The following is a 23,953-nucleotide window of genomic DNA, read 5'->3' on the forward strand; positions in this document are numbered from 1 at the left end:
TGCTTACCGCATCGGCAAACCCGGGCCCTTGAAGTTAGCCTTCTTGAGCAACGAGTCGTACTGGTGAGACATCATGTAGGCCTGGACCTGCGCCATGAAATCCATCGTCACCACCACAATAATCAACAGAGACGTACCACCGAAGTAGAACGGAACGTTCCAGCGCATCACCAAGAATTCCGGCAACAGGCACACCAACGTGATGTAGATGGCACCTGCGAGCGTCAAACGCATCAGGATCTTGTCGATGTAGCGCGCCGTTTGTTCGCCCGGACGGATGCCCGGAACGAACGCACCACTCTTCTTCAGGTTGTCCGCCGTTTCGCGGCTGTTGAACACCAGAGCCGTGTAGAAAAAGCAGAAGAAAATGATCGCGGCCGAATACAGCGTGATGTAGAGCGGTTGACGAGGCGACAGGGCCGCAGCCAGGTCGCTAAGCCAGCGCATGTTCTCGCTGCTGGAAAACCAGCTCGTGATCGTGGCCGGGAACAGAATGATCGACGATGCGAAGATCGGCGGAATCACCCCTGCCATGTTCAGCTTCAGCGGCAAATGCGAGCTTTGGCCACCGTAGATCTTGTTGCCGACCTGACGCTTGGCGTAGTTCACCGTGATCTTGCGCTGTCCGCGTTCGACGAACACCACAAAAGCGGTAACCAGCACCACCAGAGCCACGATGAACAGCGCCGACAGCACGGACATCGAGTTGGTGCGGACCAGGTCCAGCAATGCAGCCAGCGCCGCGGGCAGACCCGCAACGATACCTGCGAAGATCAGGATGGAAATCCCGTTGCCCAGACCGCGTTCCGTGATCTGTTCACCCAGCCACATGACGAACATGGTGCCGGTGACCAGGGTCACGACGGTCGTGAAGCGGAACAGCATGCCCGGATCGATCACCAGCCCCGGTTGGGACTCCAGCGCAACCGAAATGCCCACAGCCTGCACCAGCGCCAGCACCACGGTGCCGTAGCGGGTGTATTGGGTGATCTTCCGACGGCCGGATTCGCCCTCTTTCTTGAGGGCTTCCAGCGACGGCACCACCACAGACATCAGCTGCATGATGATGGATGCCGAAATGTACGGCATGATCCCCAGGGCAAAAATCGAGAAGCGCGAAAGCGCCCCGCCCGAGAACATGTTGAACAGGCCGAGGATCCCGCCCTGGTTCTGGCGGAACAGGTCCGCCAGCGCATCCGGGTTGATGCCCGGTACCGGGATGTGTGTACCCAACCGGTAAACCACCAGGGCGAGCACCAGGAAAACGAGACGGCGCTTCAGATCGCCGTAACGTCCTCCGGTTTTGCCCAATGCCTGCGCGTTAGCCACTCGTCACCTCGTGATCAGGCAAGCGAGCCGCCCGCGGCTTCGATGGCGGCGCGAGCGCCGGCCGTCGCGGTAATGCCCTTGAGCACGACCTTGCGCGAGAGTTCACCCGACTTGATGACCTTGGCGTAGCGAACCGCCTGACCGACCACGCCAGCGGCCTTCAGCACTTGCACGTCGATTTCGTCGACGGGCACGGCTTGCAGGTCCGACAGACGGACTTCGGCGTACAGGTGCTGGCCGAGCGGGGTGAAACCGCGCTTGGGCAGACGACGCTGCAGCGGCATTTGACCGCCTTCGAAGCCAACCTTATGGAAACCGCCCGAGCGCGACTTCTGACCCTTGTGGCCACGGCCGGCGGTCTTGCCCAGACCCGAACCGATGCCACGGCCGACGCGGCGCTTGGCGTGCTTGCTGCCCTCGGCGGGCTTCAGCGTATTGAGTTGCATATCCGACATGGTGATTCCTTAGGCTTCCGAGACGGAAACGAGATAATCCACCTTACGGATCATCCCACGCACCTCGGGCGTATCGACCAGCACGCGGCTGCTGTTGATACGGCCCAAGCCCAAACCGCGAACCGTATCACGGTGCGATTGCTTGGTACCGATCACCGAGCGCACGAGGGTCACTTTGATCTGCTTCTGAGCCATGATTTACCCCAGGATTTCTTCGACGGTCTTGCCGCGCTTGGCAGCAACATCCGCCGGGGTCAGGGAGGCGCGCAGGCCGTTCAACGTGGCGCGAACCATGTTGTAGGGGTTGCTCGAGCCCAGGCTCTTGGCAACCACGTTACGCACACCCATCACTTCGAAAATAGCGCGCATCGGGCCGCCGGCGATAACGCCGGTACCTTCAGCAGCGGGCGAAATCAGCACGGTGGCGGCGCCATGCTTGCCGACCACGGAGTGGTGCAGCGTGCCGTTCTTCAGGGCCACCTTGAACATGCCGCGACGGGCCTGTTCCATAGCCTTCTGAACGGACACCGGCACTTCGCGCGCCTTGCCCTTGCCCATGCCGATGCGGCCGTCGCCATCGCCGACCACGGTCAGCGCGGCAAAGCTCATGGTGCGACCACCCTTGACGACTTTGCTCACGCGGTTGACCGCGATCATTTTTTCGCGGAGGCCGTCATCGTTCTCTTTTTCCGCGGCGTTCTTGCCTTGTACTTTAGCCATTTGACAGATCCTCGCTTAGAACTTCAGGCCGGCTTCACGCGCGGCATCGGCCAGCGCCTTCACGCGGCCATGGTAACGAAAGCCCGAGCGATCGAAAGCAACCAGTTCGATACCGGCAGCCTTGGCCTTTTCGGCCACGCGCTTGCCGACCAGCGACGCAGCGGCCTTGTTGCCGCCCTGACCGGTTTGGCCGGCCAGTTGCGCGCGCACTTCGGCTTCGACCGTCGAGGCGCTGACCAGAACGCGATCGCCTTCCGGCGAAATGATGTTGGCGTAGATGTGCTGGTTCGAGCGGAAAATCGAGAGGCGATGAACGCGCAGCTCGCTGATCTTCCGGCGGGTCGGAACCGCACGACGCAAACGGGAAACTTTTTTGTCCATGATTCGTCCTTGCGTGCGCCGTTATTTCTTCTTGGTTTCTTTGATGACGACGCGTTCGTCCGAGTAACGCACGCCCTTGCCCTTGTAGGGTTCGGGTTCGCGGTACGCGCGGATTTCAGCGGCCACCTGACCGACGACTTGCTTGTTGGCGCCCTTGATGACGATTTCCGTCTGGGTGGGGCATTCGGCCTTGATACCGGCCGGCAACTGATGCACGACGTCGTGCGAGAAACCGAGCTGCAGCTTAACGGCGTCGCCTTGAACCGAGGCGCGGTAACCCACGCCAACCAGGTTCAGCCTGCGCTCGAATCCCTTGCTCACGCCGTTGACCATATTGGCCACCAGCGCGCGCACGGTGCCCGACATGGCGTTGGCGTGACGGGTCTCGTTGGCGGCGGCAAACGTGAGCTTGCCTTCGTCCAACGCGATCGTGACGTCGCCGGTCAGGGCTTGGGTCAGGGAACCCAGCGGGCCCTTGACGATGATCTGATCCTGCTGGATGTTGGCTTCAACACCCTTGGGCAGTTCGACCGGATACTTAGCGATACGTGACATTCGACTCTCCTTAGGCCACGTAGCAAAGCACTTCGCCGCCGACGCCGTTGGCGCGAGCCTTACGGTCGGTCATGACGCCGCGCGAGGTCGAAACGATGGCCACGCCCAGGCCGTTCATGACCTGAGGAATGCTGGTACGGCCCTTGTAGATACGCAGGCCCGGGCGCGAAACGCGCTCGATACGTTCGATGACCGGACGGCCGGCGTAGTACTTCAGGGTGATCTCGAGCTCAGGCTTGGCCTGGGTGCCCTTGACTTCAAAGCTGTCGATGTAGCCTTCGTCCTTCAGCACGGCGGCAATGGCCGCCTTCAGCTTCGAGGAGGGCATGCTCACCGTAACTTTGTCCACTTGCTGCGCATTGCGAATGCGGGTCAGCATATCGGCGATGGGATCGCTCATGCTCATATTGTTTCTCCTACCAGCTGGCCTTGGTGATGCCGGGGATTTCACCCTTCATCGCCATTTCACGCAGTTTGTGGCGCGTCAGGCCGAACTTGCGGAACACGCCGCGCGGACGACCGGTGACCACGCAACGGTTACGTTGACGCGTCGGGTTGGCATTGCGCGGCAGCTGTTGCAGCTTGAGCCGAGCTTGGTAACGTTCTTCGTCGGTCTTCGACTGGTCGTCGATGATCGCCTTCAACTCAGCGCGCTTGGCGGCGAACTTGTCAGCCAGCTTGGCGCGCTTGATGTCGCGATTGATGAGGGAAAGTTTAGCCACGTCATCAGCCCCTTAGTTACGGAACGGGAAGCTGAAGGCGGTCAGCAGCGCCTTGGCTTCTTCGTCGGTCTTGGCGGTGGTGGTGATGCTGATGTTCAGCCCACGCAGCGCGTCGATCTTGTCGTACTCGATTTCGGGGAAAATGATCTGCTCTTTCACCCCGATGTTGTAGTTGCCACGGCCGTCGAAAGCACGACCCGAGATGCCGCGGAAGTCGCGCACGCGGGGCAGCGCAACCGCCACCAGGCGATCCAGGAATTCGTACATACGCTGACCACGCAGCGTGACCATGCAACCGATCGGGTAGTTTTCGCGGATCTTGAACCCGGCGATAGCCTTCTTGGTCTTCGTCACGACGGGCTTCTGGCCGGCGATCTTGGTCAGGTCCGAGACGGCGTGCTCGATGACCTTCTTGTCAGCGACGGCTTCCGAGACACCCATGTTCAGGGTGATCTTGGTGATGCGCGGCACTTCCATCGCGCTCTTGTAGCCAAACTTGGCCTGCAGGTCGGCAGCGACCTTGCTCTTGTACAGATCTTGCAAACGAGACATGTCTATCGCCCCTTACGCCTTGGCGCCGACAACGGCACCATTGGAACGGAACACGCGGACCTTGCGACCTTCGACTTCCTGCACGCCGACGCGGTCGCCACGACCGGTCGCGGGGTTGAAGAGCGCCACATTCGAGATGTGGATCGGCATGGTCTTTTCGACGATTCCGCCCGGGTTGTTGGCCATCGGGTTGGCTTTCACGTGTTTCTTGACGACATTGACGCCTTCGACCAGCACGTGGTCGGCGCCAACGCGAGCCAGCACGGTACCGCGACGCTTCTTGTCGCGACCGGTCAGGACGATGACTTCGTCGCCTTTACGAATGTTGTTCATCGTAGGGCTCCTTACAGCACTTCCGGGGCCAGCGACACGATCTTCATGAACTTCTCGGTACGCAGTTCACGCGTCACGGGTCCGAAGATGCGGGTGCCGATGGGCTCCAGCTTGGCGTTGAGCAACACGGCGGCATTGCCACCGAAACGAATCAGCGAACCGTCCTTACGGCGCACGCCCTTGGCGGTACGAACCACCACGGCATTGTAAATTTCGCCTTTCTTGACGCGTCCGCGCGGAGCCGCATCTTTGACGCTCACCTTGATGATGTCGCCGATACCGGCATAACGGCGCTTGGAGCCACCGAGCACCTTAATGCACATGACATGACGCGCACCAGTGTTATCGGCCACATCCAGCGTGGTCTGCATTTGGATCATGATTTTTCCTGTTCCAACTTAACTGGAAATACGGTTTTCCCCCGGGGCTCTCCCCCTTAGGAACACTGCAATTCCTGCCAGTTTTGGTCCCGTCAGGTCAGCCGCCCTGCTTTTGTTGGCTGGCGCCTCGAGCTTTTCCGCTCCAAAGACCAGCAACTGGTGGCAACGCAACGACCCTGGGTTGAAATCCTGCGGGTAATTCCCCCAATCACCTGGGCTTAGACCTCTACGTAGACCTCTAAGCCAACAGACAATCTGGGAAAGCTGATAATTCTAGCCTGCTTATATTTTGAGCGCAAGCCCTTTGTTGACATAGAGAGCAAATACACGACAACGCCTGTGGACAACTCCGGACCGCAGGCCGTTTCTGCCCCGAATCAATCCGCCCCCGTTTTATTTCCGGCGCGCTTGCCGCCGTAATAGTTGCGTTCCCAGGCGTCGTGGTTGGCCTTGCCGCGGCGGATCTCGTCGGTGAACGGCGCCGCCGCCAGCACCAGGCGGTTGAGCCAGCGCACCGGCGCCCGGCAGGGCCGCTCGAAATCCACGAACAACACGGCGCGCAGGCCCTCGGTGTCGTTGTGCACCTGGTGCAGGTAGAGGTCGTCGAACACCACGGCCTCGCCTTCCTTCCAGTGGTAGCGCTCGCCGCCCACCTCGATCCAGCAGCGTTCGGCCGGCTCGGGCACGACCAGTCCCAGGTGCAGGCGCAGCACGCCGTTATAAGGTCCGGTATGCGGCGGAATCCGCTTGCCGGGCTCGAGTATGGAGAAAAAGGCGGTGCGCAGGCCCGGAATGCCCTGCAGGGCGCGCGCGGTCGCCGGGCAGCGTGCCAGGTTGCGCTCGGAACGCAGGCCGTAGCCCATGAAGACGAAGGTCTTCCATTGGTCGTCGGACGTGATCATGCCCACGTCGGGGGACAGCTCGTGGAAGGACGGCAGCTGCTGGCGTTCGGACAGCAGCCCGTTCAGTTCATCGCGGATGGCCGGCGCCTGGGCCTCCAGCGCGGCCAGCCAGGGGAACTGGTCGTTTCGGAAGATGGGCCGGTCCCCCACCAGCGACGCCTGGGCGATGCGCTGGCGCAGCCAGTCGATGAAACGGAAGAACACCCGGGAATAGAGGCTGGGCTTGCCGGACGGACGCGCATCGACGGGTTGCACAATAGGGAATCGGGTAGGCGGCCAAAGATGCCCCATTTTGGCCATGCCCGGGCGCGCGTGCAAGGTTTGCGGTCCGATTGGCTCCACGGCCCCGTCCGCCATTGGCCCTCCCCGCCATCCACAAGCTGGTTTAGACTGGAGCGGGCGACAGTGATCGCTATCCACTCCTATTTAGCAAGGGAAGACAGGCATGTATGAACAGTTGGCGCTGTATATCGACGGAGAATTCGTCGCCGGAGAGGGCAGGCGCACCCAGGACGTCATCAACCCGGCCACGCTGGAAGTTCTCGGCCAGTTGCCCCACGCCACCGAAGCGGACCTGGACCGGGCGCTAGCCGCCGCCCAGCGCGCGTTCGAGTCGTGGAAGAAATCCTCGCCCATGGACCGCTCGGCCATCCTGCGCAAGGTCGCGACGCTGTCGCGCGAACGCGCCAACGAGATCGGCCGCAACATGACGCTGGACCAGGGCAAGCCGCTGGCCGAGGCCGTGGGCGAAGTCACCTCCTGCGCCGAGCACGCCGACTGGCACGCCGAGGAATGCCGCCGCATCTACGGCCGCGTGGTGCCGCCGCGCAACCCCGACGTGCGCCAGATCGTCGTGCGCGAACCCATCGGCGTCTGCGCCGCGTTCACGCCCTGGAACTTCCCGTACAACCAGGCCATCCGCAAGATCGCCGCCGCCATCGGCGCCGGCTGCACGGTGGTGCTGAAAGGTCCCGAGGATTCCCCCAGCGCCGTCATGGCGATCGCCCGCATGTTCCACGACGCCGGCCTGCCCAAGGGCTGCCTGAACATCGTGTGGGGCGAACCCGCCAAGATCTCGGATTACCTGATCCGCTCGCCCATCGTGCGCAAGGTGTCGTTCACCGGCTCGGTGCCGGTGGGCAAGCAGCTCGCCGCGCTGGCCGGCGCGCACATGAAGCGCGTCACCATGGAACTGGGCGGCCACTCGCCGGTGCTGGTGTTCGACGACGCCGACATCGACCGCGCCGCCACCATGCTGGCCAAGTTCAAGATCCGCAACGCCGGCCAGGTCTGCGTATCGCCGACCCGCTTCTACGTGCAGAACGGCGCCTACGAGCAGTTCCTGGCGCGCTTCTCCGAAGTGCTGAAGAACATCAAGGTCGGCGACGGCCTTGAAACCGGCACCGACATGGGCCCGCTGGCGCACGAGCGCCGCGTCCCCGCCATGACCGCCTTCATCGACGACGCCAAGAAGCACGGCGGCAAGGTGGTGGTCGGCGGCGGCCCGCTGGACCGCAAGGGCTTCTTCTTCGCCCCCACGGTCGTGACCGAGCTGCCCGACGATTCCATGCTCATGACCGAAGAGCCCTTCGGCCCGGTCGCGCCCGTGGTCCGCTTCACCGACACCGATGAAGTGCTGCGCCGCGCCAACAGCCTGCCCTTCGGCCTGTCGTCCTACGTGTTCACCAACTCGCTGAAGACGGCCACCAAGGTCTCCAACGGCCTGGAAGCCGGCATGGTCAACATCAACCATTTCGGCAGCGCCCTGGCCGAGACGCCCTTCGGCGGCATCAAGGACAGCGGCATCGGCAGCGAAGGCGGCCTGGAAACGTTCGACGGCTACCTGGTGACCAAGTTCATCACCCACATCTGACCGCTACGCGGCCAGGATGTACTGACGGGCTCCCGCGGGAGCCCGTTTTTTCGTCCGGGCCGCCGGCGCATCAGCGGCGCAGGTCGCGCTGATACGAGGCGGGCGAGGCCCCCACCAGGCTCTTGAAGCGCTTGGAAAAATGGGCCTGGTCCGCGAAGCCCACGCTCAGGGCAACGTCGGCCGGCGCCTGGCCCGCGGCCAGCAGCCGCCTGGCGCGCTCGACCCGCACCTGCAGCTGGTAGGCGTGCATGGGCATGCCGACCTGGCTGCGGAACTGCCGCATCAGGTGGTAGGGGCTCAGCGCCACCTCCCGCGCGATCTCGGCCACCGACAAGGCCTGCGCGTGGCAATCCTCGATGAGCGCGCGGGCCCGCCGGATCTCGGGCCGGGCCTCCCGCGCCGGGCCGGCGGCCGCCGCGCCGCCATGGCGCGAGGCGAGCAGGCCCAGGGCCGCCAGCATCAGGCCGTCGCAGGCCAGGCGCGAATCGCCTTCGACCAGGGCGTCGTGGGCGCGCAGCATGGCGCGGAACACCGCGGGGTCCTGGACCACGCCCGACTGGAAGCCCACGGCCGCGGCCGCGCCCAGCGCCTGCGACATGGCGTCGGCCGGGACGTACAGCGCGCGATAGCGCAGCTCTGCTCCCGCGGCCCGGCGGCCGGTGTGCAGGTCGCCCGGATTGACCACCGATACCGATTGCGGCGCGGCGAGATAGGTGGCGCGCCCCCGCTGGAATTCCTTGGCCCCGCTTTCGATGAGGCCGAACATGAAGGTGTCGTGGGTATGCGGCCGGAAGCGGTGGCGCACGAAGCGCGCCGCGGTCGCCATGGCGCCGCAGGCGCCCTGCCGCCACACCCGCACGCCGTCGCGCAGGCCGCCGTAGAGGCCGTGGGCGGCGACAGCAGGATCAGACAAGACAGCCTCGCCGCCATCCATAAGATCGTAGGACCTGAAATCATTCGATGAGGTCATAGACGATGTCTTCCCATTCCGATCCCCATACCCGCCTGGCGCAGGCGGCCGTACTGCTGCCGGAAAGCTCGTATCCCGTGGCCCCGCCGCTGTACCAGACGGCCAGCTTCGCCACGGACGAGGCCGGCGTTTTCCTGGACATGGCGACGCGGCCCCTGCATCCGGGATTCTATACACGTTACGGCAACCCCACGACGCGCGCGTTCGAGTCCGCCGTGGCCGGGCTGGAAGGCGGCGAATGCGCGCTGGCCACCGCCTCCGGCATGGGCGCCATCACGGCGGCGCTGCTGGCCTTCGCCGGCCGCGGCGACCACGTGGTGGCGCAGCGCGTGCTGTACGGCGGCACCACCGGCCTGCTGCAGAACATCGCGCCGCAGCTCGGCATCGACGTGAGCTTCGTGGACCAGGCCGACGCCGACGGCTTCGCCGCCGCCGCGCGCCCCGAGACCCGCCTCTTCGTGCTGGAAAGCCCGTCCAATCCGATGCTGCGCCTGACGGACCTGGCGCGCATGTCGGACATCGCGCGCGCCCGCGGCATCACCACGCTGGTCGACAACACCATCGCCTCGCCTATCAACCAGCAGCCGCTGGCGCTGGGCATGGACCTGGTGATGCACAGCGCCACCAAGTACCTGTGCGGCCACGGCGACGCCTCGGCCGGCGTGCTGGTGGGCGACGAGCAGCGCATCAAGGCCGTGTGGGAAAAGGCCTATCTGCTGGGCGCGACGCTGGACCCCTTCGCCGCCTGGCTGGTGCTGCGCGGCCTGCGCACCCTGCCCATGCGCGTGGCGCGCCAGAACGAAACCGCGCTGGCCGTCGCCCGGCACCTGGCCGCGCACCCGGCGGTGTCGGCGGTGCACTATCCCGGCCTGGAAAGCCATCCGCAGCACGCGCTGGCGCGCGCGCAGATGAGCGGATACGGCGGCGTGCTGAGTTTCGAGGTGCCGGGCGGCATGGCGCAGGCCGAGCGCGTCGTGGGCGCGCTCACGCTGGCGCATCGCTCGGCCAGCTTCGGCTCGTTCTCGACCCTGGTGGTGCATCCGGCGGCCATGTGGGCGGGCATGATGACGCCGCAGCAGCTGGCGGAATCGGGGCTGCCGCCGGGACTGATCCGGCTCGGAGTGGGCTTCGAGAGCCACGCCGACATCATCGGCGACCTGGACGCGGCGCTGGCGGCGGCCGCGTCCTAGGAACGGGCGCGCAGTTCGCGCGCCGACATGCCGAAGCGCCGCTTGAACAGGCGGCTGAAATGCGCCGGATGCGAGAACCCGACCTGGTAGGCGAGTTCGGAAATCGCGCGATGGCGATGGCGCGGGTCCAGCAGCAGCGCGTGGCAGCGTTCCAGCCGCTGGTCGAAGATGAAGGACTCCGCCGACAGCCCGCCGGCGCGCAGGATGCGGTGCAGGTAGGCCACGGAGATGCCGCAGCCTTCGGCCACGCGCGCCGGCGACAGTTCGGGATCGGCCAGGTGCTGCCGGATGTAGGCCAGCACGCGCTGGCGGTGCGCCACCGTCACGCTGCTGTCCGACTCCGACGCATGGCCCTGCCCCGGCTGCACCAGGAACAGCACGATGAGGTCGATCAGGCGCTCGCCCAGTTCGGCGACCTCGGCGTCGGACCAGCCGTCCATGCCCTTGAACATGTGTTCCATGTAGCTGGCCAGCATGGCGCCTCGCGGCGAGCCGTCATCGATGCGCAGTTTGTGGAAGGCGCCGACACGCGAATCGCGCTGCGACAGCGCGCTGCGCGGAAACGAGATGCTCAGGCTGCGGTAGCCGCCGGCGCCCAGCGCCGTGGCCTGGTACGGCAGGCTCTGGTTCATCAGGTACACGCAGCCCGGCTCGACCTGGAATTCCCGCCCCTGCTGGCGCACCGCCAGCGGCCCGGCCAGCGGCAGGCCGAAGGTATAGAACTCCTGGTCCAGCCGCGAGACATTGCCGGCCGTGCGTTCGAGCTGCTGGCCCTGGTAGTGCAGGTCGTTGAACTGCAGGCTGGCGCGGCGCGCGTAGCGCAGGCGCCCGGCGAAATGGCCGGGCTTGCCGCCGTGGACCTCGAAGGGGCCGAAGGCGTCGGCCAGCGCCGCGCGCCATTGATCGCGCCGGTCCGCGCCGGCGCCGGCCGAAATGGCGAATTCCGTCTCCGACATGGCGCGGTCTCCTGGGATGCGAAGCGCAAATTGATCTTGCGTCTACAAGTTCTTGACTCAGCCTGCAGCAGGGCGGGCGGCGCATTGTGCGCGCGCCTGGCGCAAGTCTATATTCACCCGCATAAGCGTACAACAACCGCACAGAACGACCTGGACCCACCGGGAGGAGACTCATGGCGACCGCGCCCGCGCCGGCCTCGCGCTATCTGCGCTGCGAAGGCCGCGAACTGCATTACACCGAATGGGGCGCCCCCGACGCGCCGCCGCTGGTCATGTGGCATGGCCTGGCGCGCACCGGACGCGACTTCGACGAGCTGGCGCAGGCGCTGGCGCCCGACTACCGCATCATCTGCCCGGACACGATCGGCCGCGGCCTGTCGCAATGGAGCCCGGACCCGGTGGCCGAATACCGGCTGGACTTCTACGCGCGGCTGGCGCGCGCCCTGCTCGACGGGCTGGCGCTCGCCAGCGTGCGCTGGGTCGGCACGTCCATGGGCGGCGCCATCGGCATGCATGCCGCGGCCACCACCCTGCGCGACCGCATCTCGCGCCTGGTGGTCAACGACATCGGACCGGAGCTGCCGCGCGCCGCCGTCCAGCGCATCCTGGACTACGCCGGCGATCCGCCGGCCTTCGACACGGTCACCGAACTGGAGACCTGGCTGCGCGCCGCCTACAAGCCCTATGGCTGGCAGAGCGACGAGCAATGGCGCCGCATGGCCGAGACCTCGATGCGCCGCCTGCCGGACGGGCGCGTGACCGCGCACTACGACCCGGCCATCGTCGGCCAGTTCAGCCATCATCCCGACGACTACGACCGCTGGAGCGGCTACGACTCGCTGCGCATGCCGCTGCTGCTGCTGCGCGGGGCCGAGTCGGACCTGCTGCTGCCGGAAGTGGCCGAGGCCATGACGCGGCGCGGCCCGCGCGCGCAGCGCATCGATTTCCCCGATTGCGGGCACGCCCCCGCGCTCAACGTCGCCCCGCAGATCGAAGCCGTCCGCCAATTCCTCGCCGCACGTCACTGATAAACAGGAGTCCCCTATGAAACGCCTACTGCTCGCCGCGCTCGCCGGCCTGTGCATGAGTTCCGCGGCCGCGGCGAAGGATTTCGTCGTGGCCCACGTCTACGACAAGACCGGCCCGCTGGAGGCCTACGCCAAGCAGACCCAGGCCGGCCTGATGCTGGGCCTGGAGTACGCGACCCAGGGCAGCATGACGGTGGCCGGGCGCAAGATCCGCGTCATCGAGAAGGACAACCAGGGCAAGCCCGACGTGGCCCGCGCCCAGCTGGCCTCGGCCTATGCCGACGACAATGCCGACATCGCCGTGGGTCCCACGTCGTCCGGCGTGGCGCTGGCCATGCTGCCGATCGCCGAAGAGTACGAGAAGATCCTGCTGGTCGAGCCCGCCGTGGCGGACTCCATCACCGGCGACAAGTGGAACCGGTACATCTTCCGCACCGGCCGCAATTCCTCGCAGGACGCCATCGCCAACGCGGTCGCCTTCGACCAGGCCGGCACCTCCATCGCCATGCTCGCGCAGGACTACGCCTTCGGCCGCGACGGCGTCAAGGCGTTCAAGAGCGCCCTGAAGAACGCCAAGATCGTGCACGAGGAATATCTGCCGGCCAACGCCACCGATTTCACCGCCGGCGCGCAGCGCCTGTTCGATGCGCTGAAGGACCAGCCCGGGCGCAAGATCATCTTCATCCTGTGGGCCGGCGCCGGCAACCCGTTCAAGATCGCCGACCTCGACCCGCAGCGCTTCGGCATCGAGATCGCCACCGGCGGCAACACGCTGGCGGCCATGACGCCGCTGAAATCGCTGGTCGGCATGGAAGGCGCCACCTATTACTACTACGGCATACCCAAGAACCCGATCAACGACTGGCTGGTGGCCGAACACCAGAAGCGCTACGGGCAGCCGCCGGACTTCTTCACCGCCGGCGGCATGGCCTCGGGCATCGCGATCGCGACGGCGCTGGCCAGGACCAAGGGCGACTCCGACACCGACGCGCTGATCAAGGCCATGGAAGGCATGAGCTTCGACACGCCCAAGGGCAAGATGACATTCCGCCCCGAGGACCACCAGGCCATGCAGTCCATGTACCACTTCCGCATCAAGAACGATCCCTCGGTGCCGTGGGCGGTGCAGGACCTGGTCAGGGAAATCACGCCCGACCAGATGTCGGTGCCCATCCAGAACAAGCGCTGAGCCTGCGTCCGTCCATGCTGGAAACCCAATCGCTCACCATCCGTTTCGGCGGGCACGTGGCCGTCGACGAAGTCAGCTGCAGCTATGCGCCCGGCACGCTGACGGCCATCGTCGGCCCCAACGGCGCGGGCAAGACCACTTACTTCAATCTGATCTCCGGCCAGCTGCGCGCCAGCGCCGGCACGGTGCGCCTGAACGGGCGCGACCTCACCGCGCTGGGCGCGCCGGCGCGCATGCACGCGGGCCTGGGCCGGGCGTTCCAGCTGACCCAGCTGTTTCCGCGCCTGAGCGTGCACGAGAACGTGCGGCTGGCGCTGCAGTCACGCCAGCAAGGCATGGGCTGGCGCCAGATCCGTTTCTGGCGCACCTGGAGCGACGACCGCGCCCTGATCGAACGCGCCGACGCGCTGCTGGCGCGCACCCGCCTGTCGGCGCGCCGCGACCAGCCGGCCGCCGACCTGCCGCACGGCGACCAGCGCAAGCTGGAGATCGCGATGCTGGTCGCGCTCGATCCGCAGGTGTTCATGTTCGACGAGCCCACGGCCGGCATGAGCGTGGACGACGTGCCGGTGGTGCTGGAGCTGATCCGCGAAATCAAGAACGACGCAAGCAAGACCATCCTGCTGGTGGAGCACAAGATGGACGTGGTGCGCGAACTGGCCGACCGCATCGTGGTGCTGCACAACGGCCGCCTGATGGCCGACGGCGAGCCGGCCGAAGTCATCGCCTCGCCCATCGTGCAGCAGGCCTATCTGGGCGTGAGCCCCACGGAGAAGGCGGCATGACGCAAGCGCTGCTGGAATTGAAGGACGTGCACACGCACATCGGCGCCTACCACATCCTGCACGGCGTCGACCTGGCGGTGCCCGCCGCCGGCGTGACCATGCTGCTGGGACGCAACGGCGCGGGCAAGACCACCACGCTGCGCACGATCATGGGACTGTGGCGCGCCTCGCAAGGCCAGGTGCGCTTCGACGGCGCGCCGGTGGGCGGGCCCGGCACGCGCACCTCGCCGCCCGACATGGCGCGCCTGGGCATGGCCTACGTGCCCGAGAACATGGGCATCTTCGCCGACCTGTCGGTCAAGGAGAACATCCTGCTGGCGGCGCGCCAGGCGCGCAACGCCAGCCAGCTCGACAGCGCCCGGCTGGAATGGATCTTCGGTTTCTTCCCGGCGCTGAAGAAATTCTGGCTGCACCCGGCCGGCAAGCTGTCGGGCGGCCAGAAGCAGATGCTGGCGGTGGCGCGCGCCATCATCGAGCCGCGCCGGCTGCTGCTGGTCGACGAGCCCAGCAAGGGCCTGGCGCCCGCCATCGTGCGGAACATGATCGACGCCTTCATCGAACTGAAGCAGGCCTCCACCACCATCCTGCTGGTCGAGCAGAACTTCAACTTCGCCCGCCTCGTGGGCGATCACGTCGCCGTGATGGACAACGGCCGCGTGGTCCATGCCGGCAGCATGGCGCAGCTGGCCGAGGACGACGCATTGCAGACGCGCCTGCTGGGCCTGTCGCTGGGAAGCCACCAATGAGCACGCTGGAACTCGATACCCCCTTGCCGCGCGTGCGCGCGGACCTGCGCCCGGCGCTGCTGGTGCTGGCCCTGGCGGCGATCGCGCTGCCGCTGGTGGGCTCGCTGTCGACCTGGGTCACGCTGACCCTGGCCGGCCTGGCGATGGGCATGATCATCTTCATCGTGGCCTCCGGCATGACGCTGGTCTTCGGGCTGATGGACGTGCTGAACTTCGGCCACGGCCTGTTCATCGCCATCGGCGCGTACATGGCGGCCACGGTGCTGGGCGCCATGGCCGACTGGACCCAGTCAGGCAGCCTGTGGGTGAACCTGGCCGCGGTGCTGCCGGCCATGATCGTCGGCATGCTGGTGGCCGGCGCCGTCGGCCTGGCGTTCGAACGCGTCATCGTGCGCCCGGTGTACGGCCAGCATCTCAAGCAGATTCTGATCACGATGGGCGGCATGATCATCGGCGAAGAGATCATCAAGATGCTGTGGGGCCCGCAGACGATTTCGCTGCCGCTGCCCGAGGCCATGCGCGGCGCGTTCCTGCTGGGCGACGCCGCCATCGAGAAGTTCCGCATCGTGGCGCTGGTGGCCGGGCTGCTGGTGCTGGGCGGCATGCTGTGGCTGCTCAACCGCACCAAGCTCGGCCTGCTGATCCGCGCCGGGGTGGAAGACCGCGAGATGGTGGAAAGCCTGGGCTACCGCATCCGCCACCTGTTCGTGGGCGTGTTCGTCGCCGGCTCGATGCTGGCGGGGCTGGGCGGGGTGCTGTGGGGCATGTACCAGCAGTCGGTGGTGCCGCAGCTGGGCGCGCAGGTCAACGTGCTGATCTTCATCGTCATCATGATCGGCGGCCTCGGCTCGACCGTGGGCTGCCTGATCGGCGCGCTGCTGGTGGGCCTGATGGCCAACTACACGGGCTTTCTGATGCCCAAGGCCGCCCTGTTCTCGAACATCGCGCTGATGGTCGCCATCCTGCTGTGGCGCCCGCAGGGCGTGTATCCGGTCACGAACCGCTAGGAACCGACATGTCCGTACGCCTGCTTTCCGGCGACCCTCCCCGCAGCGCCGTGCTGACGCTGCTGCTGATCGCGATCGTGGCCGCGCTGGCGGCCGCGCCCTTTCTGTTTCCCGGCCCGAAGTCGCTGGCCGTGGCCGCCAAAATCCTGGTGTTCGTGATCCTGGTGGCCAGCTACGACCTGCTGCTGGGCTACACCGGCATCGTCAGTTTCGCGCACACCATGTTCTTCGGCATCGGCGCCTATGGCGTGGCCATCGCCAGCGTGCGCATGGAGCCCGGCTGGACCGCGATACTGGCCGGCACGGCCGCCGGCCTGGCGGTGTCGCTGGCCTTCGCGCTCTTGATCGGCCTGGCCAGCCTGCGGGTGCGCGCCATCTTCTACGCCATGATCACGCTGGCGGTGGCCGCCGCGTTCCAGACCCTGGTGTCGCAGCTGTCGCACCTGACCGGCGGCGAGGACGGCCTGAGCTTCAAGGTGCCGCAGATGCTGCGCCCGGCCTTCCGGCCGTTCTCCGAGCCGCTGTTCGGCGTGAACGTGGACGGCCGCATCATCACCTACTACCTGATCGCCGCGGTCTGCCTGGTGCTGTTCCTGCTGCTGCTGCGCATCGTGAACTCGCCCTTCGGCCGCGTGCTGCAGGCGATCCGCGAGAACCCCTTCCGCGCTGAAGCCATCGGCTACCGCACCGTGCTGTACCGCAGCCTGTCCAATCTCCTGGCGGCCGCCTTCGCCACGCTGGCCGGCGCCATGTACGCGCTCTGGCTGCGCTACAACGGCCCCGACGCCTCGCTGTCGTTCGAGATCATGCTCAATATCCTGCTGATGCTGGTGATCGGCGGCATGGGCACCATGTATGGCGCGGTGGTGGGCGCCAGCCTGTTCGTATTCGCCCAGAGCTATCTGCAGGACGGCCTGCACCACGTGCACGGCCTGGTCTCCGGCGTCGCGCCGCTGGCCCTGCTGTTCGAACCCGACCGCTGGCTGCTGTGGCTGGGCATCCTGTTCGTGGTGTCGGTGTATTACTTTCCCACCGGCATCGCGGGCCGGCTGCGCGAGATGGCCCACCGCTGAAAACAAGCCCCGCCACACTTCCGCACGGCGCAAAAAAAACGGCAAGGGTTTGATCCCTTGCCGTTTCATTATCGGAACGGCGAACCGTTCCGACAAACTGCTTTCACTTAGATGATACGTGCGGCTTCAACCAGACGCACCACGCGCCACGACTTCGAGCGCGAGATGGGACGGCCTTCAGCGATTTCAACCGTATCGCCTTCGTTGTACTGGTTCGATTCATCGTGCGCCTTGTACTTCGCGGAACGCATGATGATCTTGCCGAAGATGGGGTGCTTGACGCGGCGCTCGACGAGCACGACGACAGTCTTGTCCATCTTGTTGCTGACGACCTTGCCGACCAGCGTACGCTGGCGCTTGGCCACTTGGGTGTTTTGAGTTTCGCTCATCTTTATTTCCCTGCCTTCTCGGTCAGCAAGGTACGCACGCGCGCGATGTCGCGGCGCACGTTGCGCAGCTGGCTGGTGTTGGCAAGCTGCTGCGTGGCCTTCTGCATACGCAGACCGAATTGTGCCTTCAGCAGGCTTTCGAGCTCTTTGCCGAGCTCGGCGGCGTCTTTCGAACGGAGTTCGCTGGCTTTCATCTTAGTACTCCTTAAGCACCGATATGACGCGCGACGAACGTGGTCGAAATCGGCAGCTTGGCAGCGGCCAGGCGGAAAGCTTCACGCGCGAGCTCTTCGCTAACCCCTTCCATTTCGTAGAGCACCTTGCCGGGCTGGATTTCGGCGACCCAGTACTCCGGGTTGCCCTTACCGTTACCCATACGGACTTCGGCAGGCTTCTGCGAGATGGGCTTATCCGGGAAGATACGAATCCAGATACGGCCGCCACGCTTGATGTGACGATTGATGGCACGACGAGCGGCTTCGATCTGACGGGCGGTCAGACGGCCACGGCCGGTGGCCTTCAGACCGAATTCGCCGAACGACACGTTGGTGCCGCGGGTCGCCAGACCGGTGTTGCGGCCCTTCTGCTCTTTGCGATACTTTCTGCGAGAGGGTTGCAGCATGGTTATTCTCCTTCAGGCGCCGGAGCAGCGTCCGCCTTGCGGGGACCACGGCCACGACCACCCGGACGACCGGTGCGAGCACCGTCCGGACGATCACCGCGCGGAGCGCGGCGCGGACGACGTTCTTCTTCACGCGGGGCGGCGGTTTCCGGCGGCAGTTCGCCGTTGGCCAGCATGTCGCCCTTGTAGACCCAGACCTTGATGCCGATCACGCCGTACGTGGTGTGGGCTTCGGAGGTGCCGTAGTCGATGTTGGCCTTGAGCGTGTGCAGCGGCACACGGCCTTCGCGATACCACTCGGTGCGGGCAATTTCGATACCGTTCAGACGGCCCGAGCTCATGATCTTGATGCCTTGGGCACCCAGACGCATGGCGTTCTGCATCGCGCGCTTCATGGCGCGGCGGAACATGATGCGCTTCTCGAGCTGTTGCGAGATCGAGTCGGCGATCAGTTGAGCATCGGTTTCCGGCTTGCGGATTTCTTCGATGTTGACGTGCACGGGCACGCCCATCAGGCGCTGCAGATCAGCCTTCAGGCTTTCGATGTCTTCGCCGCGCTTGCCGATCACCACGCCCGGACGAGCCGAGTAGACGGTGATGCGGGCATTCTTGGCGGGACGCTCGATGATCACGCGACCGACGGAGGCGCTCTTGAGCTTCTTCTTCAGGTACTCGCGCACGCGGATGTCTTCGGCCAGCATCGAGCCGAAGGCCTTGTCGTCGGCGAACCAACGCGAGGACCAATTACGGGTGACCGCGAGACGGAACCCAGTGGGGTGAATTTTCTGACCCATCGTGACTCCTTAAGCTCCGACCTTGACCGTGATGTGGCAGGTCTGCTTCTCGATACGGTTGCCGCGGCCCTTGGCGCGAGCGGAGAAGCGCTTCATCGACTGGGCCTTGTCCACGAAAATCGTGGTGACCTTCAGTTCGTCGATATCGGCGCCGTCGTTGTGCTCGGCGTTGGCGATGGCGGACTCGACAGCCTTCTTCAGGATGGCGGCGGCCTTCTTCGGCGAGAAGGTGAGGATGTTCAACGCTTGCGCGACGGACTTGCCGCGGATCAGATCCGCAACCAGGCGCGTCTTTTGAGCGGAGATGTGAACCCCACGGATAATGGCAGTAGTTTCCATCGCTTACCTCTTCGCCTTCTTGTCCGCGGCGTGACCCTTGAACGTGCGGGTCAGCGCGAACTCGCCCAGCTTGTGACCGACCATGTTCTCGTTGATGTACACGGGAACATGTTGCTTGCCGTTGTGCACAGCGATCGTCAGACCGATGAACTCGGGCAGGATCGTCGAGCGACGCGACCAGGTCTTGATCGGCTTCTTGTCTTTGCCCGCGACGGCCGTGTCCACCTTCTTGATCAGGTGAGCATCGACAAACGGGCCTTTCTTGATCGAACGTGACATAGTGTTCGCCTCTTACTTGCGCTTGCGCCGTTGGACGATCATATTGTTCGTCCGCTTGTTGCGACGGGTCTTGTAACCCTTCGCCGGAGTGCCCCACGGGCTGACCGGTTCGCGTGCTTCACCGGTACGGCCTTCACCGCCACCGTGCGGGTGATCCACCGGGTTCATGGCGACGCCACGGACCGTCGGGCGGACACCGCGCCAACGCATTGCACCGGCCTTGCCGATCTGGCGCAGGCTGTGTTCTTCGTTACCGACTTCACCGATGGTGGCGCGGCACTCGATGTGCACACGGCGGACTTCACCCGAGCGCAGACGGACCTGAGCGTAGACGCCTTCACGGGCCAGCAGGACGGCGGAAGCGCCGGCCGAGCGGACCATCTGGGCACCCTTGCCAGGGATCATTTCGACGCAGTGAATGGTCGTACCCACCGGGATGTTGCGGATCGGCAGGGTGTTGCCGGCGCGGATCGGGGCTTCGATGCCCGAGACCAGCGTGGCGCCCACTTCCAGGCCGCGCGGAGCGATGATGTAGCGACGTTCGCCGTCGGCGTAGCACAGCAGAGCGATGTGCGCCGTACGGTTGGGGTCGTATTCCAGACGCTCGACCTTGGCCGGAATGCCATCCTTGTCGCGACGGAAGTCGACGACACGGTAGTGTTGCTTGTGACCGCCGCCACGATGGCGGACCGTGATGTGGCCGTTGTTGTTACGGCCCGAGCCACGGGTCTTCTTTTCCAGCAGCGGCGCGTAGGGCTCGCCCTTGTGCAGGTTCGGGCTGACGACCTTCACCATGCCACGGCGGCCAGCCGAAGTCGGCTTAACTTTTACGAGGGCCATTTACTTCACCTCCGCAAAGTCGATTTCCTGGCCGTCCTTGAGCGAGACGTAGGCCTTGCGCTCATTGCGGCGGCGGCCAACGAATCGGCCAAAGCGCTTGACTTTGCCCTTACGGTTGAGGACCTGCACGGACTCGACCTGCACCTTGAAGAGCAGTTCGACGGCAGCCTTGATTTCCGGCTTGGTAGCGTCAGCCACGACACGGAAAGCGACTTGCTGATTCTTCTCGGCAACGAAGGTGGCCTTTTCGGTCACGATCGGCGCCAGAATGACTTGCATCAAGCGTTCAGCGTTCATCCCAGCATCTCCTCGAGTTGAGCGATGGCCGGCTTGGTGATCAGCACTTTCTTGTAGTGGACCAGCGACAACGGATCGGCATAACGGGGCTCGACAACGGCAACGTGCGGCAGGTTGCGGGTGGCGAGGTAAACATTTTCATCGACGCTGTCGGTGATGATCAGGACCGAGTCCAGGCCCAGGCTCTTCAGCTTTGCAGCGGCGGCCTTGGTCTTGGGCGATTCCAGATCGAACGATTCGACGACGGCGATGCGGTCTTCGCGAGCCAGCTGCGACAGGATCGAGCGGATCCCGGCGCGGTACATCTTCTTGTTGACCTTCTGGCTGAAGTTCTCTTCGGGCGAGTTCGGGAAAGTCCGACCACCCCCACGCCACAGCGGCGACGAGGTCATACCGGCGCGAGCGCGGCCGGTACCCTTCTGGCGCCAGGGCTTCTTGGTGGTGTGCTTGACTTCGGCACGATCCTTCTGAGCGCGGTTGCCGGAACGGGCGTTGGCCTGGAAGGCCACCACGATCTGATGAATCAGGGCTTCGTTGAAGTCGCGGCCGAAGATCGTGTCGGGCGCGCTGAAAGTCGCGGCGGCCTGACCTTGGTCGTTCAGGAGCTTGAGATCCATTTACTTACGCTCCCTTCTTGGCCGGGGCCTTGATGGCCGGACGCACGACGATGTCGGCGCCAGCGTGGCCGGGGACGGCGCCCTTGACCAGCAGCAGGCCGCGCTCAGCGTCAACGCGAACGACGTCGAGGTTTTGAACGGTGCGGGTGACATCACCCAGGTGACCGGCCATGCGCTTACCCGGGAAGATACGGCCCGGATCTTGAGCTTGACCAATCGAGCCCGGGACGCGGTGCGAACGGGAGTTACCGTGCGACGCGCGCTGCGAACCGAAGTTGTGGCGCTTGATGGTACCGGCGAAGCCTTTACCGATGGTGGTGCCCGTGACGTCGACCTGTTGGCCGGCTTCGAACACCGATTCCACGGCGATCACGGCACCAGCCGCGAATTCGGCGGCGCGGGCGGGATCAAGGCGGAATTCTTTCAGGATGCTGCCGGCTTCAGCGCCGGCCTTGGCGTAGTGGCCCGTTTGCGGCTGAGCCACGCGCGAGGCACGACGAGTGCCATAAGCCACCTGGATCGCGGCGTAGCCGTCGGTTTCCAGCGACTTAACTTGGGTCACGCGGTTGTTCGACACGTCCAGCACGGTCACCGGAATGGATTCGCCATCCTCGGTGAAAATGCGGGTCATGCCGACCTTGCGACCCACCAGCCCCAGCCGGTGAGCGGCGGGCGTGGGTGTCGAATTCGACATCGTTTTCTCCATTCCCGACTGCGATTGGTCGGGGCTAATCAGGCAAAGGGTAACGGCCTCTGCCCTACGACTATGTTCAACCTGGTCAAAGGCACGATGGCTCTGAAAATCGAACCCGCCCGCCTTTTTTCCATAGCTGCTCTTGCCACAAAATGGCAAGCTTCGCATATTAGCACGTTTTTTTCAGGCAGCACAAGCACTTAGCGCGATTGGCCGTTGCGCGCCACAAACAAAAAAGCCGCATTCCGGGGAATGCGGCTTTTCTTTTTCCGGGCCTGCCGGCGAAGGTAGCAGGCTCGAAGGTCTTGCGGTCTTACTGCAGCGCGATTTCGACGTCGACGCCGGCCGGCAGGTCCAGACGCATCAGGGCGTCAACGGTCTTGTCGGTGGGATCCACGATGTCCATCAGGCGCTGATGGGTACGGATCTCGAACTGGTCGCGCGACGTCTTGTTCACGTGCGGCGAACGCAGGACGTCGTAGCGGCGGATGCGCGTGGGCAGCGGCACGGGGCCACGGACAACGGCGCCGGTACGCTTGGCGGTATCGACGATTTCCGCAGCGGACTGGTCGATCAGCTTGTAATCGAAAGCCTTCAGACGGATGCGGATCTTTTGGTTTTTCATGGCGTTTCCTAAAGAACGAAAGACGAAGGCGGCCGGGGAGGACTGAGCCGCCTTCGCTGATGGGTGCTACTTAGGCGATGATCTTGGCGACCACGCCGGCGCCGACGGTACGGCCGCCTTCACGGATGGCGAAACGCAGACCTTCTTCCATGGCGATCGGGGCCAGCAGCTTGACGGTCATCGTCACGTTGTCGCCCGGCAGAACCATTTCCTTGTCGGCCGGCAGGTCGATCGTGCCCGTCACGTCCGTCGTACGGAAGTAGAACTGGGGACGGTAGCCGTTGAAGAACGGGGTGTGGCGGCCGCCTTCTTCCTTGGACAGGATGTACACCTCGGAGGTGAATTCCGTGTGCGGGGTGATCGAGCCCGGCTTGGCCAGAACCTGGCCGCGCTGGACGTCTTCACGCTTGGTGCCGCGCAGCAGGATGCCGACGTTGTCGCCAGCCTGGCCCTGGTCCAGCAGCTTGCGGAACATTTCCACGCCCGTGCAGGTCGTCTTGACCGTCGGGGTGATGCCCACGATTTCGATTTCTTCGCCGACCTTGATCACGCCGCGTTCGATACGGCCGGTCACCACGGTGCCGCGACCCGAGATCGAGAACACGTCTTCGACCGGCATCAGGAACGAACCGTCAACCGCGCGCTCCGGCGTCGGGATGTACGAATCCAGCGCCTGGGCCAGCGACAGGATGGCCTGTTCGCCCAGTTCGCCCTTGTCGCCTTCCAGCGCCAGCTTGGCCGAACCCTTGATGATCGGGGTGTCGTCGCCCGGGAAGTCGTACTTCGACAGCAGTTCGCGCACTTCCATTTCGACCAGCTCGAGCAGCTCGGCGTCGTCGACCATGTCAGCCTTGTTCAGGAAGACGATGATGTAGGGCACGCCCACCTGGCGCGACAGCAGGATGTGTTCGCGGGTCTGCGGCATCGGGCCGTCAGCGGCCGACACCACCAGGATCGCGCCGTCCATTTGCGCCGCGCCCGTGATCATGTTCTTCACGTAGTCGGCGTGGCCCGGGCAGTCAACGTGCGCGTAGTGGCGCGTTTCCGTTTCGTACTCGACGTGGGCGGTGTTGATGGTGATGCCGCGAGCCTTTTCTTCAGGAGCCGCGTCGATCTGGTCGTAGCCGCGGGCTTCGCCGCCGAACTTGGTCGACAGAACGGTCGTGATGGCCGCCGTCAGGGTGGTCTTGCCGTGGTCGACGTGACCGATGGTGCCGACGTTCACGTGCGGCTTGGTGCGTTCAAACTTGCCTTTTGCCATGATCTCTATCCTTTGACTTTCAAGGAAATTTCGATATTTGCCGCGCCGCC

The 23,953-nt window shown here is 64.8% G+C and carries 34 protein-coding genes; 8 read left to right on the plus strand and 26 right to left on the minus strand.

Annotation, left to right across the window (positions count from 1 at the left end; genetic code table 11):
• Positions 1-3: 3 nt before the first annotated feature.
• From secY to AC1IQ6_RS27020, 12 genes are all read right to left on the minus strand, one after another.
• The gene (gene secY, locus AC1IQ6_RS26965) at positions 4-1,329 is read right to left on the minus strand and encodes a preprotein translocase subunit SecY (protein WP_102775042.1); all 1,326 of its coding nucleotides are present in this window, start codon (positions 1,327-1,329) and stop codon (positions 4-6) included.
• 14 nt (positions 1,330-1,343) lie between these two features.
• A complete protein-coding gene (rplO, locus tag AC1IQ6_RS26970; RefSeq protein WP_069730502.1) occupies positions 1,344-1,784 on the minus strand; it encodes a 50S ribosomal protein L15 in 441 nt (146 codons plus the stop codon).
• Between the two features lie 9 nt (positions 1,785-1,793).
• Entirely contained in the window at positions 1,794-1,979 is a 186-nt protein-coding gene (gene rpmD / locus AC1IQ6_RS26975; RefSeq protein WP_006216520.1) for a 50S ribosomal protein L30, read from the minus strand.
• A gap of 3 nt (positions 1,980-1,982) precedes the next feature.
• On the minus strand, positions 1,983-2,504 hold the full coding sequence (gene rpsE, locus AC1IQ6_RS26980) for a 30S ribosomal protein S5 (RefSeq protein ID WP_102775041.1): 522 nt from the start codon (positions 2,502-2,504) through the stop codon (positions 1,983-1,985).
• Positions 2,505-2,519: 15 nt separating this feature from the next.
• Complete coding sequence (gene rplR / locus AC1IQ6_RS26985) at positions 2,520-2,885, minus strand: 50S ribosomal protein L18 (protein ID WP_102775040.1); 366 nt, start codon at positions 2,883-2,885, stop codon at positions 2,520-2,522.
• Between the two features lie 21 nt (positions 2,886-2,906).
• Complete coding sequence (gene rplF, locus AC1IQ6_RS26990) at positions 2,907-3,440, minus strand: 50S ribosomal protein L6 (protein WP_102775039.1); 534 nt, start codon at positions 3,438-3,440, stop codon at positions 2,907-2,909.
• 10 nt (positions 3,441-3,450) lie between these two features.
• Complete coding sequence (gene rpsH / locus AC1IQ6_RS26995) at positions 3,451-3,846, minus strand: 30S ribosomal protein S8 (RefSeq protein ID WP_102775038.1); 396 nt, start codon at positions 3,844-3,846, stop codon at positions 3,451-3,453.
• Positions 3,847-3,856: 10 nt separating this feature from the next.
• Positions 3,857-4,162, minus strand: a complete 306-nt coding sequence (rpsN, locus tag AC1IQ6_RS27000; RefSeq protein ID WP_006216527.1) for a 30S ribosomal protein S14 — start codon at positions 4,160-4,162, stop codon at positions 3,857-3,859.
• 12 nt (positions 4,163-4,174) lie between these two features.
• Positions 4,175-4,714, minus strand: a complete 540-nt coding sequence (gene rplE / locus AC1IQ6_RS27005; RefSeq protein ID WP_102775037.1) for a 50S ribosomal protein L5 — start codon at positions 4,712-4,714, stop codon at positions 4,175-4,177.
• A 12-nt stretch (positions 4,715-4,726) separates the two neighbouring features.
• Positions 4,727-5,047 carry a 50S ribosomal protein L24 gene (gene rplX / locus AC1IQ6_RS27010; protein ID WP_102775036.1) on the minus strand — a complete coding sequence of 107 codons (321 nt, stop codon included), beginning with the start codon at positions 5,045-5,047 and terminating at the stop codon, positions 4,727-4,729.
• 11 nt (positions 5,048-5,058) lie between these two features.
• Positions 5,059-5,427, minus strand: coding sequence for a 50S ribosomal protein L14 (rplN, locus tag AC1IQ6_RS27015; protein ID WP_006216531.1), 369 nt, complete (start codon positions 5,425-5,427; stop codon positions 5,059-5,061).
• A 377-nt stretch (positions 5,428-5,804) separates the two neighbouring features.
• Positions 5,805-6,584, minus strand: coding sequence for an aspartyl/asparaginyl beta-hydroxylase domain-containing protein (locus tag AC1IQ6_RS27020; protein ID WP_246842539.1), 780 nt, complete (start codon positions 6,582-6,584; stop codon positions 5,805-5,807).
• A 190-nt stretch (positions 6,585-6,774) separates the two neighbouring features.
• On the opposite strand from AC1IQ6_RS27020, the gene AC1IQ6_RS27025 reads away from it, so the two are divergent.
• Positions 6,775-8,202 (plus strand): NAD-dependent succinate-semialdehyde dehydrogenase, encoded by a 1,428-nt coding sequence (locus AC1IQ6_RS27025; protein ID WP_102775034.1) that lies wholly within the window; start codon positions 6,775-6,777, stop codon positions 8,200-8,202.
• A gap of 70 nt (positions 8,203-8,272) precedes the next feature.
• Here the strand turns inward: AC1IQ6_RS27025 and AC1IQ6_RS27030 are convergent, their stop codons facing one another.
• The gene (locus AC1IQ6_RS27030) at positions 8,273-9,115 is read right to left on the minus strand and encodes a helix-turn-helix domain-containing protein (RefSeq protein ID WP_102775364.1); all 843 of its coding nucleotides are present in this window, start codon (positions 9,113-9,115) and stop codon (positions 8,273-8,275) included.
• A 62-nt stretch (positions 9,116-9,177) separates the two neighbouring features.
• Between AC1IQ6_RS27030 and AC1IQ6_RS27035 the strand changes: the two genes are divergently transcribed.
• Complete coding sequence (locus AC1IQ6_RS27035) at positions 9,178-10,362, plus strand: trans-sulfuration enzyme family protein (protein ID WP_111826958.1); 1,185 nt, start codon at positions 9,178-9,180, stop codon at positions 10,360-10,362.
• On the opposite strand, the gene AC1IQ6_RS27040 is transcribed toward AC1IQ6_RS27035, so the two are convergent.
• A complete protein-coding gene (locus AC1IQ6_RS27040; RefSeq protein ID WP_102775032.1) occupies positions 10,359-11,318 on the minus strand; it encodes an AraC-like ligand-binding domain-containing protein in 960 nt (319 codons plus the stop codon). The genes AC1IQ6_RS27035 and AC1IQ6_RS27040 overlap by 4 nt on opposite strands.
• A 173-nt stretch (positions 11,319-11,491) precedes the next feature.
• Here AC1IQ6_RS27040 and AC1IQ6_RS27045 point away from each other — a divergent pair, with 173 nt between their 5' ends.
• From AC1IQ6_RS27045 to AC1IQ6_RS27070, 6 genes are read left to right on the plus strand one after another with little or no spacing between them, the layout of a single operon-like run.
• Positions 11,492-12,346 carry an alpha/beta fold hydrolase gene (locus AC1IQ6_RS27045; RefSeq protein ID WP_485865569.1) on the plus strand — a complete coding sequence of 285 codons (855 nt, stop codon included), beginning with the start codon at positions 11,492-11,494 and terminating at the stop codon, positions 12,344-12,346.
• Between the two features lie 16 nt (positions 12,347-12,362).
• Positions 12,363-13,535: a substrate-binding domain-containing protein gene (locus AC1IQ6_RS27050; protein ID WP_102775030.1), complete on the plus strand. Its 1,173-nt coding sequence runs from the start codon at positions 12,363-12,365 to the stop codon at positions 13,533-13,535.
• Between the two features lie 14 nt (positions 13,536-13,549).
• Entirely contained in the window at positions 13,550-14,320 is a 771-nt protein-coding gene (locus tag AC1IQ6_RS27055; protein WP_111826961.1) for an ABC transporter ATP-binding protein, read from the plus strand.
• Complete coding sequence (locus tag AC1IQ6_RS27060; protein WP_102775028.1) at positions 14,317-15,066, plus strand: ABC transporter ATP-binding protein; 750 nt, start codon at positions 14,317-14,319, stop codon at positions 15,064-15,066. The genes AC1IQ6_RS27055 and AC1IQ6_RS27060 overlap by 4 nt, the downstream gene beginning before the upstream one ends.
• Entirely contained in the window at positions 15,063-16,073 is a 1,011-nt protein-coding gene (locus tag AC1IQ6_RS27065; RefSeq protein WP_102775027.1) for a branched-chain amino acid ABC transporter permease, read from the plus strand. Before AC1IQ6_RS27060 ends, AC1IQ6_RS27065 begins: the two co-directional genes overlap by 4 nt.
• Positions 16,074-16,081: 8 nt before the next feature.
• Positions 16,082-17,146 carry a branched-chain amino acid ABC transporter permease gene (locus AC1IQ6_RS27070; protein WP_102775026.1) on the plus strand — a complete coding sequence of 355 codons (1,065 nt, stop codon included), beginning with the start codon at positions 16,082-16,084 and terminating at the stop codon, positions 17,144-17,146.
• Between the two features lie 107 nt (positions 17,147-17,253).
• Here the strand turns inward: AC1IQ6_RS27070 and rpsQ are convergent, their stop codons facing one another.
• From rpsQ to tuf, 12 genes are all read right to left on the minus strand, one after another.
• Positions 17,254-17,535: a 30S ribosomal protein S17 gene (gene rpsQ, locus AC1IQ6_RS27075; RefSeq protein WP_006216549.1), complete on the minus strand. Its 282-nt coding sequence runs from the start codon at positions 17,533-17,535 to the stop codon at positions 17,254-17,256.
• A gap of 2 nt (positions 17,536-17,537) precedes the next feature.
• Positions 17,538-17,729, minus strand: coding sequence for a 50S ribosomal protein L29 (gene rpmC, locus AC1IQ6_RS27080; RefSeq protein ID WP_003806912.1), 192 nt, complete (start codon positions 17,727-17,729; stop codon positions 17,538-17,540).
• An 11-nt stretch (positions 17,730-17,740) separates the two neighbouring features.
• Entirely contained in the window at positions 17,741-18,157 is a 417-nt protein-coding gene (rplP, locus tag AC1IQ6_RS27085) for a 50S ribosomal protein L16 (RefSeq protein WP_029579982.1), read from the minus strand.
• Between the two features lie 2 nt (positions 18,158-18,159).
• Positions 18,160-18,951 carry a 30S ribosomal protein S3 gene (gene rpsC / locus AC1IQ6_RS27090; RefSeq protein ID WP_006389609.1) on the minus strand — a complete coding sequence of 264 codons (792 nt, stop codon included), beginning with the start codon at positions 18,949-18,951 and terminating at the stop codon, positions 18,160-18,162.
• Positions 18,952-18,960: 9 nt separating this feature from the next.
• Positions 18,961-19,290 carry a 50S ribosomal protein L22 gene (rplV, locus tag AC1IQ6_RS27095; protein WP_102775025.1) on the minus strand — a complete coding sequence of 110 codons (330 nt, stop codon included), beginning with the start codon at positions 19,288-19,290 and terminating at the stop codon, positions 18,961-18,963.
• A 3-nt stretch (positions 19,291-19,293) separates the two neighbouring features.
• Positions 19,294-19,569 carry a 30S ribosomal protein S19 gene (gene rpsS / locus AC1IQ6_RS27100; RefSeq protein WP_006216555.1) on the minus strand — a complete coding sequence of 92 codons (276 nt, stop codon included), beginning with the start codon at positions 19,567-19,569 and terminating at the stop codon, positions 19,294-19,296.
• Positions 19,570-19,581: 12 nt separating this feature from the next.
• The gene (rplB, locus tag AC1IQ6_RS27105) at positions 19,582-20,409 is read right to left on the minus strand and encodes a 50S ribosomal protein L2 (RefSeq protein ID WP_102775024.1); all 828 of its coding nucleotides are present in this window, start codon (positions 20,407-20,409) and stop codon (positions 19,582-19,584) included.
• The gene (rplW, locus tag AC1IQ6_RS27110) at positions 20,410-20,706 is read right to left on the minus strand and encodes a 50S ribosomal protein L23 (protein WP_006216557.1); all 297 of its coding nucleotides are present in this window, start codon (positions 20,704-20,706) and stop codon (positions 20,410-20,412) included.
• Positions 20,703-21,323 (minus strand): 50S ribosomal protein L4, encoded by a 621-nt coding sequence (gene rplD, locus AC1IQ6_RS27115; protein ID WP_043541548.1) that lies wholly within the window; start codon positions 21,321-21,323, stop codon positions 20,703-20,705. Before rplD ends, rplW begins: the two co-directional genes overlap by 4 nt.
• Before the next feature lie 4 nt (positions 21,324-21,327).
• Entirely contained in the window at positions 21,328-22,017 is a 690-nt protein-coding gene (gene rplC, locus AC1IQ6_RS27120) for a 50S ribosomal protein L3 (protein WP_168202287.1), read from the minus strand.
• Positions 22,018-22,330: 313 nt separating this feature from the next.
• Positions 22,331-22,642, minus strand: coding sequence for a 30S ribosomal protein S10 (rpsJ, locus tag AC1IQ6_RS27125; protein ID WP_003806903.1), 312 nt, complete (start codon positions 22,640-22,642; stop codon positions 22,331-22,333).
• 70 nt (positions 22,643-22,712) lie between these two features.
• A complete protein-coding gene (gene tuf / locus AC1IQ6_RS27130) occupies positions 22,713-23,903 on the minus strand; it encodes an elongation factor Tu (protein WP_102775022.1) in 1,191 nt (396 codons plus the stop codon).
• Positions 23,904-23,953: the final 50 nt, after the last annotated feature.

The organism is Achromobacter sp. MUI-25009338 (genome assembly GCF_057359325.1).